The organism is Emticicia aquatica (assembly GCF_923079645.1).
Taxonomy (GTDB): domain Bacteria; phylum Bacteroidota; class Bacteroidia; order Cytophagales; family Spirosomataceae; genus Emticicia; species Emticicia aquatica.
This window is the reverse complement of record NZ_CAKLPY010000003.1, coordinates 287,682-302,505: the sequence shown is the minus strand read 5'-3', so window position 1 is coordinate 302,505 and position 14,824 is coordinate 287,682. Positions and strand designations below refer to the sequence as shown.

General features: G+C 35.8%; 16 protein-coding genes and 1 tRNA gene. 3 read left to right on the top strand and 14 right to left on the bottom strand.

Going from position 1 to position 14,824, the window contains the following annotated elements; translation table 11 throughout:
- Positions 1 to 710 precede the first annotated feature (710 nt).
- From MJQ71_RS18085 to MJQ71_RS18035, 11 genes are all read right to left on the bottom strand, one after another.
- A complete protein-coding gene (locus tag MJQ71_RS18085) occupies positions 711 to 1,928 on the bottom strand; it encodes an OmpA family protein (RefSeq protein WP_238808260.1) in 1,218 nt (405 codons plus the stop codon).
- A gap of 24 nt (positions 1,929 to 1,952) precedes the next feature.
- A complete protein-coding gene (gene trpA / locus MJQ71_RS18080; protein ID WP_238808258.1) occupies positions 1,953 to 2,726 on the bottom strand; it encodes a tryptophan synthase subunit alpha in 774 nt (257 codons plus the stop codon).
- Between the two features lie 65 nt (positions 2,727 to 2,791).
- A complete protein-coding gene (locus MJQ71_RS18075) occupies positions 2,792 to 3,175 on the bottom strand; it encodes a Dabb family protein (protein ID WP_238808256.1) in 384 nt (127 codons plus the stop codon).
- A gap of 32 nt (positions 3,176 to 3,207) precedes the next feature.
- A complete protein-coding gene (gene trpB, locus MJQ71_RS18070; RefSeq protein ID WP_238808254.1) occupies positions 3,208 to 4,401 on the bottom strand; it encodes a tryptophan synthase subunit beta in 1,194 nt (397 codons plus the stop codon).
- Entirely contained in the window at positions 4,398 to 5,039 is a 642-nt protein-coding gene (locus MJQ71_RS18065; RefSeq protein WP_238808252.1) for a phosphoribosylanthranilate isomerase, read from the bottom strand. The genes trpB and MJQ71_RS18065 overlap by 4 nt, the downstream gene beginning before the upstream one ends.
- A 105-nt stretch (positions 5,040 to 5,144) precedes the next feature.
- Positions 5,145 to 5,933, bottom strand: coding sequence for an indole-3-glycerol phosphate synthase TrpC (gene trpC, locus MJQ71_RS18060; protein ID WP_238808251.1), 789 nt, complete (start codon positions 5,931 to 5,933; stop codon positions 5,145 to 5,147).
- A gap of 65 nt (positions 5,934 to 5,998) precedes the next feature.
- Complete coding sequence (gene trpD, locus MJQ71_RS18055; protein WP_238808250.1) at positions 5,999 to 6,988, bottom strand: anthranilate phosphoribosyltransferase; 990 nt, start codon at positions 6,986 to 6,988, stop codon at positions 5,999 to 6,001.
- A 51-nt stretch (positions 6,989 to 7,039) separates the two neighbouring features.
- Entirely contained in the window at positions 7,040 to 7,606 is a 567-nt protein-coding gene (locus MJQ71_RS18050; RefSeq protein WP_238808249.1) for an anthranilate synthase component II, read from the bottom strand.
- 35 nt (positions 7,607 to 7,641) lie between these two features.
- Positions 7,642 to 9,069, bottom strand: a complete 1,428-nt coding sequence (locus tag MJQ71_RS18045; RefSeq protein ID WP_238808248.1) for an anthranilate synthase component I family protein — start codon at positions 9,067 to 9,069, stop codon at positions 7,642 to 7,644.
- A gap of 265 nt (positions 9,070 to 9,334) precedes the next feature.
- Positions 9,335 to 9,718 carry a hypothetical protein gene (locus MJQ71_RS18040; RefSeq protein ID WP_238808247.1) on the bottom strand — a complete coding sequence of 128 codons (384 nt, stop codon included), beginning with the start codon at positions 9,716 to 9,718 and terminating at the stop codon, positions 9,335 to 9,337.
- Between the two features lie 5 nt (positions 9,719 to 9,723).
- On the bottom strand, positions 9,724 to 11,121 hold the full coding sequence (locus MJQ71_RS18035) for a Gfo/Idh/MocA family protein (protein ID WP_238808246.1): 1,398 nt from the start codon (positions 11,119 to 11,121) through the stop codon (positions 9,724 to 9,726).
- Between the two features lie 69 nt (positions 11,122 to 11,190).
- Between MJQ71_RS18035 and MJQ71_RS18030 the strand changes: the two genes are divergently transcribed.
- Both MJQ71_RS18030 and trxA read left to right on the top strand, forming a co-directional pair.
- Positions 11,191 to 11,409: a hypothetical protein gene (locus tag MJQ71_RS18030; RefSeq protein ID WP_238808245.1), complete on the top strand. Its 219-nt coding sequence runs from the start codon at positions 11,191 to 11,193 to the stop codon at positions 11,407 to 11,409.
- Positions 11,406 to 11,705 (top strand): thioredoxin, encoded by a 300-nt coding sequence (gene trxA, locus MJQ71_RS18025; protein WP_238808243.1) that lies wholly within the window; start codon positions 11,406 to 11,408, stop codon positions 11,703 to 11,705. Before MJQ71_RS18030 ends, trxA begins: the two co-directional genes overlap by 4 nt.
- An 8-nt stretch (positions 11,706 to 11,713) precedes the next feature.
- Here trxA and MJQ71_RS18020 read toward each other — a convergent pair whose 3' ends face one another.
- Positions 11,714 to 11,866 (bottom strand): hypothetical protein, encoded by a 153-nt coding sequence (locus MJQ71_RS18020; RefSeq protein ID WP_238808241.1) that lies wholly within the window; start codon positions 11,864 to 11,866, stop codon positions 11,714 to 11,716.
- Between the two features lie 249 nt (positions 11,867 to 12,115).
- Positions 12,116 to 13,462 carry a 4Fe-4S dicluster domain-containing protein gene (locus MJQ71_RS18015; RefSeq protein ID WP_238808239.1) on the bottom strand — a complete coding sequence of 449 codons (1,347 nt, stop codon included), beginning with the start codon at positions 13,460 to 13,462 and terminating at the stop codon, positions 12,116 to 12,118.
- 208 nt (positions 13,463 to 13,670) lie between these two features.
- On the opposite strand from MJQ71_RS18015, the gene MJQ71_RS18010 reads away from it, so the two are divergent.
- Positions 13,671 to 13,746: transfer RNA gene (locus tag MJQ71_RS18010), tRNA-Phe, on the top strand.
- 170 nt (positions 13,747 to 13,916) lie between these two features.
- Here MJQ71_RS18010 and MJQ71_RS18005 read toward each other — a convergent pair.
- Positions 13,917 to 14,822, bottom strand: a complete 906-nt coding sequence (locus MJQ71_RS18005) for a glycosyltransferase family 2 protein (RefSeq protein WP_238808237.1) — start codon at positions 14,820 to 14,822, stop codon at positions 13,917 to 13,919.
- Positions 14,823 to 14,824 lie beyond the last annotated feature (2 nt).

Sequence of the window (14,824 nt, the reverse complement as noted above, 5' to 3'; positions counted from 1 at the left end):
ACTTAAACTATTGATAATCAATTCGTTATTAGACAATCCCCTTAATCTCTTTTCCATTTCTACTTTCCGAAACGGATTGCAAAGGTACGAAAAACTTTTTTAATAAACAAAATTATTTTTCGATTTTCTTTTCTTAATCCCTAACCCCTTTACTCTCTAATTCTATCGGGGTGCAAAGGTCTTAAAACAATTTAACAAAACCTAACACTTTTTGAAATTTCTTTTTCCTAATCTCCCCCTCTATTATCTCTCAATTCTATCGGGGTGCAAAGGTCTTAAAACAATTTAATAAAACCTAATAATTTTTGAAATTTCTTTTTCCTAATCAGCCCCTCTACTATCTCTCAACTCTATCGGGGTGCAAAGGTCTTAATTTAATTTAATAAAAACAAATAAACTTTAACCTTTTTTTAAAGCCCTATTTGCCATGCTCTTGCTACGCAACGTCAAACCTTTTTCCCCGCTCAACTCGCGTCGTTTGGGAGTGCAAAGGTACGAACTTTTTCTGAACCCGCAATACCCCCTAGCAAAACTATTTCTACCAACATCCAATTATCACCTAACTATCAGACATTTACAAAATTACTCAACCCAATAAATACAACAAGTTCTTTATATATTCATATATGAAATTTGAGTGAACTTTGATTTTTAAGGATTTATGATTGATTATCGATGTATGGGAAAGGGATTCAACGAAAAAATACTTATTACAATTTGATTATCTTCATTTCAACACGGCGATTTTGAGATTTATCCGTTGTTGAAATGGGAGCATCTGGCCCCATTCCTTTTATTTTAATGCGATTTGCATTGATTCCTTTCTTAATGAGGTATTCCTTACACTCTTTTGCTCGTTTCAATGATAACTCGATATTACTATTTCTATCTCCTTCATCGGAAGTATGACCAATTATCTCGATAACTATTGTCGGCGAGTCTGACATAAGTTCTTTAAGCTCATCGAGTTCGGCCATAGCTGCTATATTAAGAATAGCTTTTGTTTGTTCAAATTGTAGATTCGTTAGAATAACTTTTTCTCCCAATGCTACTCTTTTTCCTTCATACTCCACAGATTGTTCTGGAAAAGTATTTGCCATTGATGGATTTAGTGGTATAACTTTATTATTATTAGACTGCTTCGTCCAAACGGTGATTGGAATTCTTGCTCTCAACCACAATGCAGCCTGAGTAAAGCTAAGGGTATTTTCTCCTACATTTATATTGTTTCTGATGAAGGTCGCATTTTGTTTAGAAAAAATTGTTGTTGGAATATGTAAACCAACGCTTAGTTCCATTGGTAAATCAAATGAACTGATTCCCGCAACACCATATTCGGGTGATATTAAAAAGGTATTGCCATTTCGGTTCATGATTGAAGTAACAATTCCATTTCCATTTGAAGAGACGCCGCCTCCGCCAGCCGAGCCATTATCACTTTCGATAACACGTTTGGCATTTCCTGCGTAATGAAAATTACATTGAAAAAAGGTATCATGCTGATGGTATCTGAGACCAAAAGTGAATGAAGTATATTTATAAGCAAAAACCCATGTGCGATAAATGGTTGTTGTGGAGACTTTAATTGGGTTGGGATCGTTTAGAAGATTGACCTGCATGGCACGATTGACACCAATATTAGTTGACCACTTACTAGATAAAGTATAGTTTGCATCTAAACCAATAGTATTAGTGATTTTAAATATCTTTTTGGGAGTACCCGAAGATTTAATTATCTCGGCAATAACAAAGTTTTTTAGAGGAACTGATTTTAGAACTAAGTCACTGTTTCTTCCATCTATGAAAGGAGGCAATGCCCATCCGATACCGATGTGTGGTGAAAGATTAAGTTTTGAGCGGAAAGTAGAATTTTGACAAAAAACCAAAGAGCTAATAAAAACTAAAAATAAAGTTATCAGAAGTTTCATACGCTCTTTGGTTTTAACAATAGTTTAGCCTTTTACTGATTTTATGTAGTTGACTATATCATTATATATGCTATTCGCATTTTGAAGTACTCTAATGAACTGGCTACCGATAATTGCCCCTGCCGCATATTGGCTCGCTTTAGTAAAAGTTGCATTATCTTTTATACCAAAACCAATGAGTCTTGGGTTTTTCAAATTCATGGCATTAACACGATTGAAATACGTTTCCATCGTATTAGTGATACCCGATGTTCCTCCTGTAACACTAGCACTGCTTACCATATATATGAAGCCATCTGAAATTTCATCGATTCTGCGGATACGAGCCTCGGTTGTTTGCGGCGTGATTAAGAAAATATTGAGTAATCCGTATTTATCAAAAATCGGTTTATATTCTTCATAATACTCATCCATAGGTAAATCTGGTAAGATTAGTCCATCGACTCCTACTTCTTGGCATTTCTTGCAGAAGTTTTCAATACCAAACTGAACAACTGGATTGATATAACCCATTAATATGATTGGCATTGTAACTTTGTTTCTAATTCCAGCTAATTGTTGAAATAGCACTTTTAGACTCATTCCATTATCTAAGGCTATTTGGTTTGACTGCTGAATTGTTTCGCCATCGGCAACTGGGTCAGAATAAGGCATACCGATTTCGGCAATATCTGCACCTGCTTCTTGGAGAGCTTCCAAAACAGTAGTAGTATCATTTAGATTTGGGAAGCCTGCGGTAAAGTATATATTAAGGACGTTGCTAGGTTTTTCTTGAAAAAGCTTGGTAATTCTATTCATTTTATTGTTTCAATGTATTGTTGGAGAAATCATGTTTTAAAGCGAACCAACTGTTCGCCTCACAGTTATTTCCCTGCCCAATAATCTAATACCAAAACTTTATCGAGATGTGGCCCTAAAACTTCTACAAATGCTTTGTGAGCTGCATGAGGCAAATATACTTCACGGTCTTTCTCTGATTTGAAACTTACGAAGAAAAGATGGGTGAATCCTTGATTTAAGTTTTCTGGGCTATTATTTATACCCCATTCAAAATCGGCTATTTCTTTGATTTTGGTTGGCAAAGCACGAAAAGCTTCTTCTACTTTCTTAATATCTTCTGGGCTGCTGGTATCTTTAAATTTGAATAATACTGCGTGACGTAACATTTTGGTTGCTGTTTTTGGTGTTTGTGCATTTGACATCAATGAAACAGACATCAATGCGATTGCTAAAAAAAGAGTTTTCATTTGTTTTATTACAGTTTAAGGATTGAATTATTTTACAAATACTTCATATAAGTATCCAAATCTTTATCGCCACGACCTGAAAGATTCACCACAACGGTTTCGTTAGCTGTCGCTTTAAGATATGGTAAAACGGCTAAAGCATGAGCTGACTCAATTGCGGGAATAATTCCTTCGAGTTTTGAAAGTTCAAAACCAGCTTTGATTGATTCGTCATCAGTAATAGCAAAGAACTTCGCTCTACCCGAATCCCACAAATGTGCGTGCAGCGGTCCAATTCCTGGATAATCTAGTCCTGCAGAAATTGAATGTGGTTCAACCACTTGTCCGTCTTCGGTTTGCATCAAAATACTTTTGCTTCCGTGAAGTACACCTGATTTTCCTAAAAAAGTAGTAGCCGCTGACATTCCAGAGTTAATCCCATGTCCACCAGCTTCAGCCGCAATGAGTTGAACACTTGATTCATCAAGATAGTGATAAAATGCACCCGCCGCATTCGAGCCTCCACCTACACAAGCGATGACATAATCTGGATTTTCAGAACTCGTTTTTTCAAGTAATTGCCAACGGATTTCTTCGGAGATAATAGACTGAAAACGAGCAACCATGTCAGGATACGGATGTGGCCCAACAACCGAACCTATAATATAATGCGTATCGACTGGATTATTTATCCAATGACGCATGGCTTCGTTAGTTGCATCTTTGAGTGTTTTTGAACCACTCGTTGCTGGACGAACTTCCGCACCGAGCATTTTCATTCGAGCCACGTTTGGTGCTTGGCGTTTGATGTCAATTTCGCCCATATAAACGATACATTCCAAACCCATCAACGCACAAACAGTAGCAGTTGCTACACCATGTTGGCCAGCACCTGTTTCGGCTACAATTTTATGTTTACCCAGTTTTTTTGCTAGTAATATTTGTCCAATCGTATTATTTACTTTGTGAGCCCCCGTATGACACAAGTCTTCACGCTTTAAATAAACATTGGTTTGGTATTTTTCGGATAAACGATTTGCATAAAATAATGGGGTTGGACGCCCGACGTAATCTTTCAATAAAGCATGATATTCGGCTTGAAACGCGGGCTGATATATAATTTCAAGGTAATTTTGCTGTAATTCTTCCACGTTTGGAAAAAGCATTTCGGGAATATACGCTCCGCCGAATTTTCCGTAATATCCTTTATTATTAACGGCATAAGCCGATTGTTCTATGGTTCTCATTGTTGTACTTCTACCCCCTCTGGATTAAGTTTCATTATCAATTCATTTAGTTTTGCGATGTCTTTCATTCCTGGCGATATTTCAAATTTACTATTTACATCCATCGCATAAGGTTTAGGAGTGATTGATTCTAAAACATCAATATTCTCAAGGCTGATTCCTCCTGCTAAAAAGAACGGTTTTTGGTTATCGTACTTTTTCAAAATAGTCCAATCAAATGTAATACCATTGCCGCCGTATTCTTCGCCTTTGGCATCAAACAAAAAAAAGTCAACGTGTGGTTTATAATTATTTAGTTGACTAAAAATAAAATCATTGTCCAGTCGGAAGGCTTTTATAATATTTACCCCTTTCAATCGGAGATTTTTACAAAAATCTGGTGTTTCATTTCCATGAAGTTGCACATAATTCAAGCCATATTTTCTGACATTTTGCAAGATAAAGTCAACAGTTGCATTCACAAAAACTCCTACTTTTTTGATTTCTCTTGGCAAAGCGTTGACGGTTTCAACATCTAGCTCTGCTCCAACAAAACGTGGAGATTTGTCATAGAAAATAAAACCCATAAAATTTGGTTTTAACTCACTGAGTGCTTTAATGTTCTCGACATCACGCATCCCACATACTTTTAGTTTCATATTAAAAACGCTTGCCCCCACAAGAGATTTTATTTTTATTTCATACTTGGGGTGATAGTATGATTTTAGGAAAAAGTAAAAAAACTATCAAATTTAAACTTTTTCTTAGATTTTAGCTATAAATTCAGCAAGTTTTGTTCCAGGATTGGCATCTTTCATGAAAGTTTCACCAATTAAAAAACCTTTATAACCGACCGATTTTAGCAAATTAATGGTTTCGGGCTGACTGATACAACTCTCGGATATTTTAATAATATTCGCTGGAATCTTCTCAGCCAACGCTAAAGATGCATTAACATTATTTTCTGCGAAGTTTTTCAAATTGCGGTTATTTACCCCAACAATATCAACATATTCTAAAGGACTACGGTCTAATTCTTCTTGGTCATGAATTTCTAACAAAACTTCAAGGCCTAAATCATGGGCTTTTTTGCTAAAATCTTTTATTTGAACTGGAGAAAGGCAAGCCGCAATCAACAAAATCACATCTGCTCCCCAAGCTTTTGCTTCGTAGATTTGGTATTCATCAATCATAAAATCTTTCCGCAAAATCGGTGTTGATGGATTTGCGATTCTGGCTTTATGTAAATCCTCTTTTAAACCACCAAAAAAATCGGTATCTGTCAAAACTGAAAGACCTGCTGCTCCTGCTATTGCATAACCTTGTGTTACGTTCTCGACCGAAACTTGGTCATTAATGATTCCTTTTGATGGCGATTTTCGTTTGTGTTCAGCAATAATTCCAGTCGAATTTTCAGCTGATAAACTAACAACCAATGAATTAGTCTTTCTTAAAAAAAAATCACTTTTTTCTAAATCATCTATTGAAATTTTCGCTTTTGCGGCTGCAACCTCGATTGCTTTTTGTTCAGTAATTTTATCTAATATGGTCATAATTAATAAGTAAATGAGAAAAAAATGTTTTGTAAACAAATCAGAATGTTTACTCTATCATTTTTTTATTCTACTAAATTTTTCAAGCAATTTAAGGCTTTTCCGCTCAATAGCGATTCTTTTGCTTGTACAATTCCTTCCTCGGGACTTATATCTTTGGCGATGCTTAGTGCCAAACCAGCATTTGCTAAAACTACATTTGTTTGTGCCTCCGTCGCTTCATTTTTTAATACATTTAATAAAATTGCCGCCGATTCTTCAATTGTTCCTCCACCATAAATATCAGCTTGTTGCTGTAAAATAAAGCCTAAACTTTGCGATGAAAGAACAGTCTTTTCTGTGTTGATATGCGTTGAAATCTGAAAATCATTCGTCAAAGAAATTTCATCGTATCCTGCTAAGTCATAAATAATAGCAAATTTTGCAGCAGTTCTGCTAAATAACTGTGCATATAAATCAAAAACTGATAAATTATACACGCCTGAAAATTGTTTTTTAACCTTCGCAGGGTTGAGCAATGGGCCTAAAATATTAAAAAATGTTTTCATACCTAACTCTTTACGAATCGGGCCGACATATTTCATGGCTGGGTGAAAAAGCGGAGCGTGCATGTAACAAATACCTGCTGTTTCAAGTTTTTGTTTCAAATAACTTTCATCATTTGTAAACTTAACCCCTAAATATTCTAGAACGGTACTCGAACCGACCGAAGACGAAACGCCATGATTGCCATGTTTAGCGATATTTTGTCCAGCTCCAGCCAAGACAAAAGCCGATGTTGTAGAAATATTAAACGTATCTTTACCATCTCCGCCAGTACCGACAATATCCATTGCATCAAAATCTGATAAATCTATTTGCACTGCCAACTCAAGCATTGCTTCACGAAAGCCTTCAAGTTCATCAACAGTGATACCTTTTTGCTGAATTCCCATTAAAAAAGCAGCAATTTGAGAATTATTCACTTCTCCATGACCGATTTTTAGTAAAGCTTCTTGGGCATGTATTTTGGTGAGCGACAGTCCTTCAAGGAGTTGGTTTAGGTATTGTTTCATTCAAAACTATGATTTTACTGATTCTTGATTTCATTAATTGGGTTTCACAAACTACGATTTCATCCAATTTTCTACCATTCTAACCCCATGTTGAGTCAGGTATGCTTCAGGGTGGAATTGTACCCCTCGAACATCATACTTTTGGTGAGCCTCAGCCATTACGAAACCTTTTTCATCAATGGCGGTGATTTTTAAATCGACTGGCATTGTTTCAGGAACAACCGTCCAAGAATGATAACGACAAACGTCTATTTCTTTGGGAATTCCTTGAAAAAGCACTTCATTCGGGTCAGTGATAATACATTTCGTTGTAACGCCATGTAAAACTTCGCCCATATTATGCAATTTTGCTCCGAAAGCCTCACCGATGGCTTGATGCCCCAAACATACGCCAAAAATTGATTTGGTAGGAGCATATTGTTTTATCAAATCAAGCATTATTCCAGCTTCTTCGGGAATACCTGGGCCAGGTGAAAGCAAAATTTTATCGTATTTTTCTACATCTTCCACGCTGATTTTATCATTTCTGAAAACGTCCACATCTCCGCCTAATTCTTTTAAAATATAGACTAAGTTATAAACAAATGAATCGTAATTATCGAGAACTAAAATTTTCATGTTTTTGATTTTGTTTTTACTTGTTTATTACTCAATCAAATCTCCGCTGCCATTTCGATTGCTTTTCTTAATGCTGCCAGTTTCAAATGCACTTCTTTCATTTCTAATTCAACATCTGATTTTGCAACTACGCCCATACCTGCTTGGTAGAAAAGTGTATTGTTTTTGCTCAAAAATGTACGAATTGCAATGGCATGATTGAAATTTCCTTTAAAATCCATAAAACCGATTGCTCCTCCGTAAATACTACGATTGGTTGGTTCAAACTTATTTATGATTGTCATGGCATTGTGTTTCGGAGCTCCTGAAAGTGTTCCTGCAGGAAAAGTATCCGCCACCAATTGCAAAGGATTTGTACCTTGGTGCATTTTTCCTGTCACTTTGGATACTAGATGAATCACATGGCTGTAAAACTGTACTTCTTTGAAAGTCTCTACTTTGACATTTTCGGCACTTCGTGAAAGGTCATTTCTCGCCAAATCTACCAACATTACATGTTCGGCTGACTCCTTCGGGTCGGCGTGTAATTGACGAGCCAATTCGGTATCATGTTCATCATCGCCAGTTCGTCTGAAAGTTCCAGCAATTGGATGAATTTCAGCTTGACCATCTTTAATAAGAATTTGCTTTTCTGGCGAACTACCGAAAATATGGTAATCTCCGCCATCAAAATAAAACAAATATGGTGAAGGATTGATTGAACGTAAGGCACGATAAACATTAAAATCATCGCCTTCAAATTTTCTTGAAAACCTACGAGAAGGCACAATCTGAAACACATCACCACGCAAACAATGTCCGATGCATTTATTGATAATTTCTCGCATCGAATCATCATCCAAATTTGAGACTTCGGTTTCCTCTGCTTTGAATTTCACGCTGCCCATTCTCGGATTTTTAACAAAAAACTCAAGTGTTTCAAGGCCTTCCTCAACAAGTTTTGGTTCTTTGCCTTCGGGCGTATAAGTATGTTCAAAGATGTAAAGTTCGTCTTTGAAATGATTAATCGCAATCACATAACGGTAAACTCGGTACAAAATCTGCGGAATTGCCGTTTCAACACTTTTCTCTTGAATCTCAATATCTTCAAAATATTCAACCGAATCATAAGTGATATGTCCAAAAAGTCCATTAGTAATAAAAGGAAATTCGCTTTTCGGGTTTTCAAATTTTGCTGCAAATTCCTGCAAAACTTTTACGCCATCTTTACGATTTTGTAGCGGAAATGTTTCGTTCTTTCCATCAGGAAATTTTTGTGTAACCACATCATTGTCTAATTGAAAACTTGCTACTTCATCGCACGCAATGTAGCTAAAGCTATTGTGCATAGCATGATAATCGGCACTTTCAAGAATAACCGAATGAGGATAATGTTCACGTAAACGCAAGAAAATTCCAACAGGCGTAAGCGTATCGGCGAGTAAGCGTTTGTGGCGAGTTGTTATTTTATAAGCTGATTTCATTATATAAATTATAAGAATTGAGTCAAAAAAAAGCGGCTTACTGATATGAACAGTAAGCCGCTTTGCTTAATATTTGTATGTATTTTTTACATAGCAATTCTGTTCATCCTATTTTGAAGGACGCCACCACCAGAATTTTACTATGTTTGAATATTGAGTCATTTTTGTTTTGGTTTTGAGCAACTTTATAAAATTGCTGAACTGATACAAAAGTAATAGTTGAATTTAGAAAACAAAATAATTTTCAAAAATTTCTTCAAAAAAATTAAATCGGACTACCAAATTGGAAAGAAACCTCCTTTACTAGGCTTGCTGCGTTGAAATATAAAATCATTGAACGAGCTTGTGTTGGATTCTGAATACTTTCGCAATGGGTTCCTTTTTCTAGGTAAAATACAAAAACTTTCTCATTTCGACGACTCAAAATTTGAAAATCATAACGACCAAAATTTTCAACTATTTGATTTTCGGTCAGTCCTAATATTTTAGGTCGAAGAATTTTCAATTCTTCGATTAATTTTACCCGTTTTCCCTCACAGCCACCTCTATCGGTTTTGAAACTTTGCAGGTCGAATGTTCCTAAATCGGCTTTTTTCTTTTGACAAGCCATAAAAGCCAAAAGGCTCAATACTATTATTATTTTACGCATGATTTTTATATTTTCACCTCTACCATTTGTTTGTTAAGTCGGCTTTTTTCAGCCATAAAACCCATGATGTGGCTTTCAATTGAAGCCTCAATGGTTGATGTCAGAAGTTCGGGTTTATTTTGGGCAACTGCCTGCACAAAATTACGAGCCAAACCATAATCACCACCTCCATGGCCTGATGCTTGGTTTTTGTATTCGGGTTGTTCGTTTGCTTTCCAAGAAGTAGTTTCTTTTGTTCTGAAATCATAGGTTTGAATTTGATTCATATCTCCCCAAACTTCACCTTGCGAAAACATCAAGCGGGTTTTTCGGTGTTCAAATGAAGTAAATGCTTCCATGGCAAAACTCACAGTTGTACCACCTTCAAACTCCATCGATGTTGTATAATGGTCGGGTTGGTCATTATCCATTCGATAAACACATCGTCCGTACTGAGATGTTTTTAATTTTTCGTAAATTTCGTCACTTTGTTTGGTTAAATCATCAGTAACATCCAAAACGTTGATTCGTTGTTTTTCTTTTTGGTAAATTCTGATTGCCGAAAACGGGCATTCTGCTTCCACTTTACAGCCATCTGTACAGCGGTCAGTGCTACCTTCGGGGGCATTTTCACGCTTAAACCAAGTCAACGAACCGTAGGCAGAGATACTTTTACACGGTTTTCCGATAATCCAACGCAAAATATCAAGGTCATGGCAAGATTTAGCCAAAATAATAGGATTTGTATCTTTGGCTACGTGCCAATTTCCTCTCACATAAGAATGTGCCATGTGTGCATATTCGATACCTTCTAAGTGATTGACGCTTATTAACTTACCAAATTGACCGCTTCCTGCAATTTCCTTGAGTTTTTTAAAATAAGGTGTATAACGCAAAACATGACAAACAGCAATAATTCGTTTGGTTTTCTTTGCCATTGCCAAAATCTCTAAGCATTCTTGCATCGACGGTGAAATTGGTTTTTCGAGCAGCACATCATACCCCATTTCAAGAGCCTTCATGGCTGGCCCGTAATGCAACCAGTCGGGCGTAGAAATAATGATAGCATCAGCAAATTTGGGAACTTTGAACACATCTTCCCAAGTTTTAAATCGGTTCTTTTCTTCGATATTATGAGATTTAGCAAAACGGTCATTTCGAAATGGAATTGGTTCAGCAACCCCAACCATATCCAGTTCATTTGGAAAAGCCAGTGCAAAACGACCATATACATTTCCACGATTTCCTGCTCCCAAAACAATAGCCGTTACAGGTTTATCAAGTGAGATGTATCGCTCATCATTTGGAATGACAATTTCTTGATTATCAGCAGTTTCGGCAAGAGAGTCAATATTAAACAATGACAATCCGCCTGCGGTTAAACCAAAGGTTTTTAGCAGATTTCTTCTTGAAATGTTTTCCATTATATAGAGTCGAATGTTTTGAAGTATATTATATTTGCAAATATAACATAAACACTAAAACTTATATCGATGTCGGAGAATTTACAAAAAAAATTACCAATCATCATGTTGAGCCTACTCATTTTAGCCTCAATTATTGAAGTAATTGTCCAATATTATGGAAGTTTGGCAACCAAACAACTTGTGCAGAAAGGCCACTTTGTTTTGGCATTAATTGTCTTAATTATTGGTTTTTATTTAGTTTATGTGAAATTTCAAGAAAAGAAGAAAAACAAACAAGAGCAATGACAGGAACATTTGAAGAATTGATAGACTCAGAAACGCCAATTTTAATTGACTTTTTCGCTACTTGGTGTGGCCCATGTAAAGCACTTACGCCAACTTTACATCAATTAGCTCAGGAAATGGGAGAAAGATTGAGAATAGTAAAAATAGATGTTGACCAGAACCCTAAACTTGCGGCTAAATACCGTGTTACGGGAGTTCCTACGTTAATGTTATTTAAGAAAAGTGAATTGAAATGGCGGCAATCGGGTGTGCCGTCATTAACACAATTAAAAACCACTATTGAAAGTTTTGCTTAAAAAATTAACTAAGAGACTACCTCATTTTCAATAATATCGGCAGAAGCTTGTGCAATTACTCGCTTAATACCATCAAAAGCTCCGCTAACAATTGCTAATGGCAACAACAATGGAATGAAAATCACCCATTGCATAAACATTGAAGAATTAATCCTTTTCATAGTGGTTGATTGTGCATGATGCACGTTTGAGCTTATATACACGCAATTAGTTACGAGGATTAGTACAAATAGCATACCATGTTTTGCACTAATCTGTGTAAAGTTAAAAAAAATATTCTTTAAGTGCAAAACTAAAAATCAAATAATTATTTATTAAATACACAAAAAAAATGACTCCGAAATTGAAGTCATTTTTGATTTTAATTTTTCCAAGAAATATAGTTCTTTTAAGCACAAAACATTGCACTTTTATTTGTTTAGCCCTTCTACCCAATTGAAGCGGTCGCTTGGTGAAAATTTCCACGGAGCCATATTATTTTCAAGATTTGAAAACATTCCGTTCCAAGATGCTGGAGCTTGAGCCTCTTCCATTACTTTATAACGACGTAATTGCAAGATGATATCTAGTGGACTAATGTTGATTGGACACTCTTGCACACAAGCATTACAAGTTGTACAAGCCAATATTTCTTCTTCCGAAATGTAATCACCTAAAAGTGTTTTGCTATCATCAAAGCTTGCAATTGGAGCTTTTTTATCTGTTGCCAACCAGCCTTTTTGAATATCTTCTAATCTGTCACGGGTATCCATCATGATTTTACGTGGCGAAAGTTGCTTTCCTGTTAAGTTTGCTGGACAAGAAGATGTACAACGGCCGCATTCGGTGCAACTATAAGCATCCATAAGGTTTTTCCATGATAAATCTTTCACATCTTTTGCTCCAAATCGGCCAACTTCGGCTGGATTTACATCTGGTTCTTCTAGACCCAGCATGATTTTCACTTCTTTTGTAACCGTTGGCATATTTGTCATTTCTCCTTTTGCTTTTAAATTAGAGAAATATGTATTAGGGAATGCCAAGAAAATATGCAAGTGTTTTGAGTAGGTTACATAAGTTGCAAAAGCCATTATTCCCAAAATATGAAACCACCAAGCACCACGTTCGTAAGCTACTAAAACAGTTTCTGACAAACCTATAAACAAAGGTTTCAGCCATTGACTTACCCAAAAATCACCAGTGATTACTTCAGCATAATGTCCAACGGCCCTTTCTTGTAAGATTGAGTCAACGGCATTCATACTCAGAAATGCCCACATAAGCAATATTTCGGTAATTAGAATGATATTCGCATCTTTGGTAGCCCAGCCTTTCATTTCACGGTGACGTGTTTGCTGAAAACGCTGCACTTTAGTAACGTTACGTCTTATCAAAAAAATCACACAGACGGCTAGTACTCCAAGAGCTAAAATCTCAAAGAAATTAATGAGAAAATTATACAATCCTCCCAACGGTTCTGCGAAAACTCGGTGCTTTCCAAAAACGCCATCAATCATTATTTCTAATACTTCAACATTTATAATGATAAATCCAGCATAAATAATGAAGTGCATCAAACCAACAATTGGGCGATTAAACATTTTTTTCTGTCCAAAAGCTATTAAAAGCATCGTTCTTAGTCGTTCTGATGGATTATCCGAACGGTCTTCTGCTTTTCCCAATTGAATTGTATTTTTGATGAGCATCACTCGGCGACTTATAAAGTACGCTGCTAAACTTAACGCAGCAACAAATAAGATTTGTGAAAGGATTTGCATAGTTCGATTGGTTGAATTGTTTTTTCTATTGATATTTCCAAAAAATAGTATGCTTGCATAACATTACAAATATCGTAAAAAAGATAATTAAGTCAAGAGGAAAAAAAAAATTAATTTTTTTTTGCAAGAAATTTGTTCTTTAAAAAAAAACCTCTACTTTTGCAGTCCCAAACGACAAGTACATAGCGTCTGGGAACGGTGGTGATAAGGTGATGTAGCTCAGTTGGTAGAGCAAAGGACTGAAAATCCTTGTGTCGGCGGTTCGATCCCGTCCATCACCACCAAAAAATATTTTAAGCGATTGATAATTTATTGATTATCAATCGCTTTTTTGTTTAACTTACAATTACGCGAGTAACGGCCACTTACAGCAATAAAATTAGCTAACTTTACAAGTCAATCCTTCAATCTTTGTATTAAAAATACTTATCAACTGAAATTTCAAAATTACATTTCAAGAAATATCAATTGGTTTAGTTTTGAATTTTACTTTCCATCTATCAATTTTTTTCTTGAGTTTAAGCATAAAGTTTTCTTCAGGATTGGGTAAAACTCCTAAAAATTTAGGGCCTATTTTTAGATAATTTTTAAAAAAAGTATTGCTACTTAATCCCCATTTTAAGATAAACTCTGTTCGACCGTCATTTCGTTTTACTCTTCCTGTGCTACGGCTTGCAAAATGATAGACGCGACTTTTGCCAATTCCTTTGTAATAACGAATGCCATAATGCCACAATTTTATCATAAAATCGGGGTCACTGTACATTCCTGGAAAAAACTCTATACTCAAGCCTCCAACTGCTCTATAAACAAATGTTGGTAAGACCATCGGATACCATTGACTACCATTCCAATCTTCTTTTGGATAAGTAGCGTATTCAGCCAAGAACTTGTCTTCATCAAATTCTGATGGATGATTTCCATAATTTTTATCGGCAATCACACAAACGTTACCTTTATCAAAACCTTCAATCATTGTCCCGCTAATACACCATTTGTCATCTTTCTGATTAGCAATTTCCTCAAATAAGAAAAAATCCCAGTCCGGGCATAAATACATATCATCATCAATAAAAACAAGATATTCGGCAACAGCCAAATGAGAAGCAGCGTTGAAACCATAGCAAACACCTGAATTTTGTGAACTTTTAGTATATCCAATATCTTCTTGAGCTAAAACCCATTCTTCTGAGCCATCATTTCCTTCATTGATATGTACAATGATTTGGTGTTTATAGTAGCTATTTTTTCTGATACTGTTGACTACGCATTTCAGATAATCAAGGTTGTTCCATGATGGAATCAGAATCGAAAAAACAGGAGAATAGTCTAAAGTTACTTTTTTGTAAATAAAATCCATAG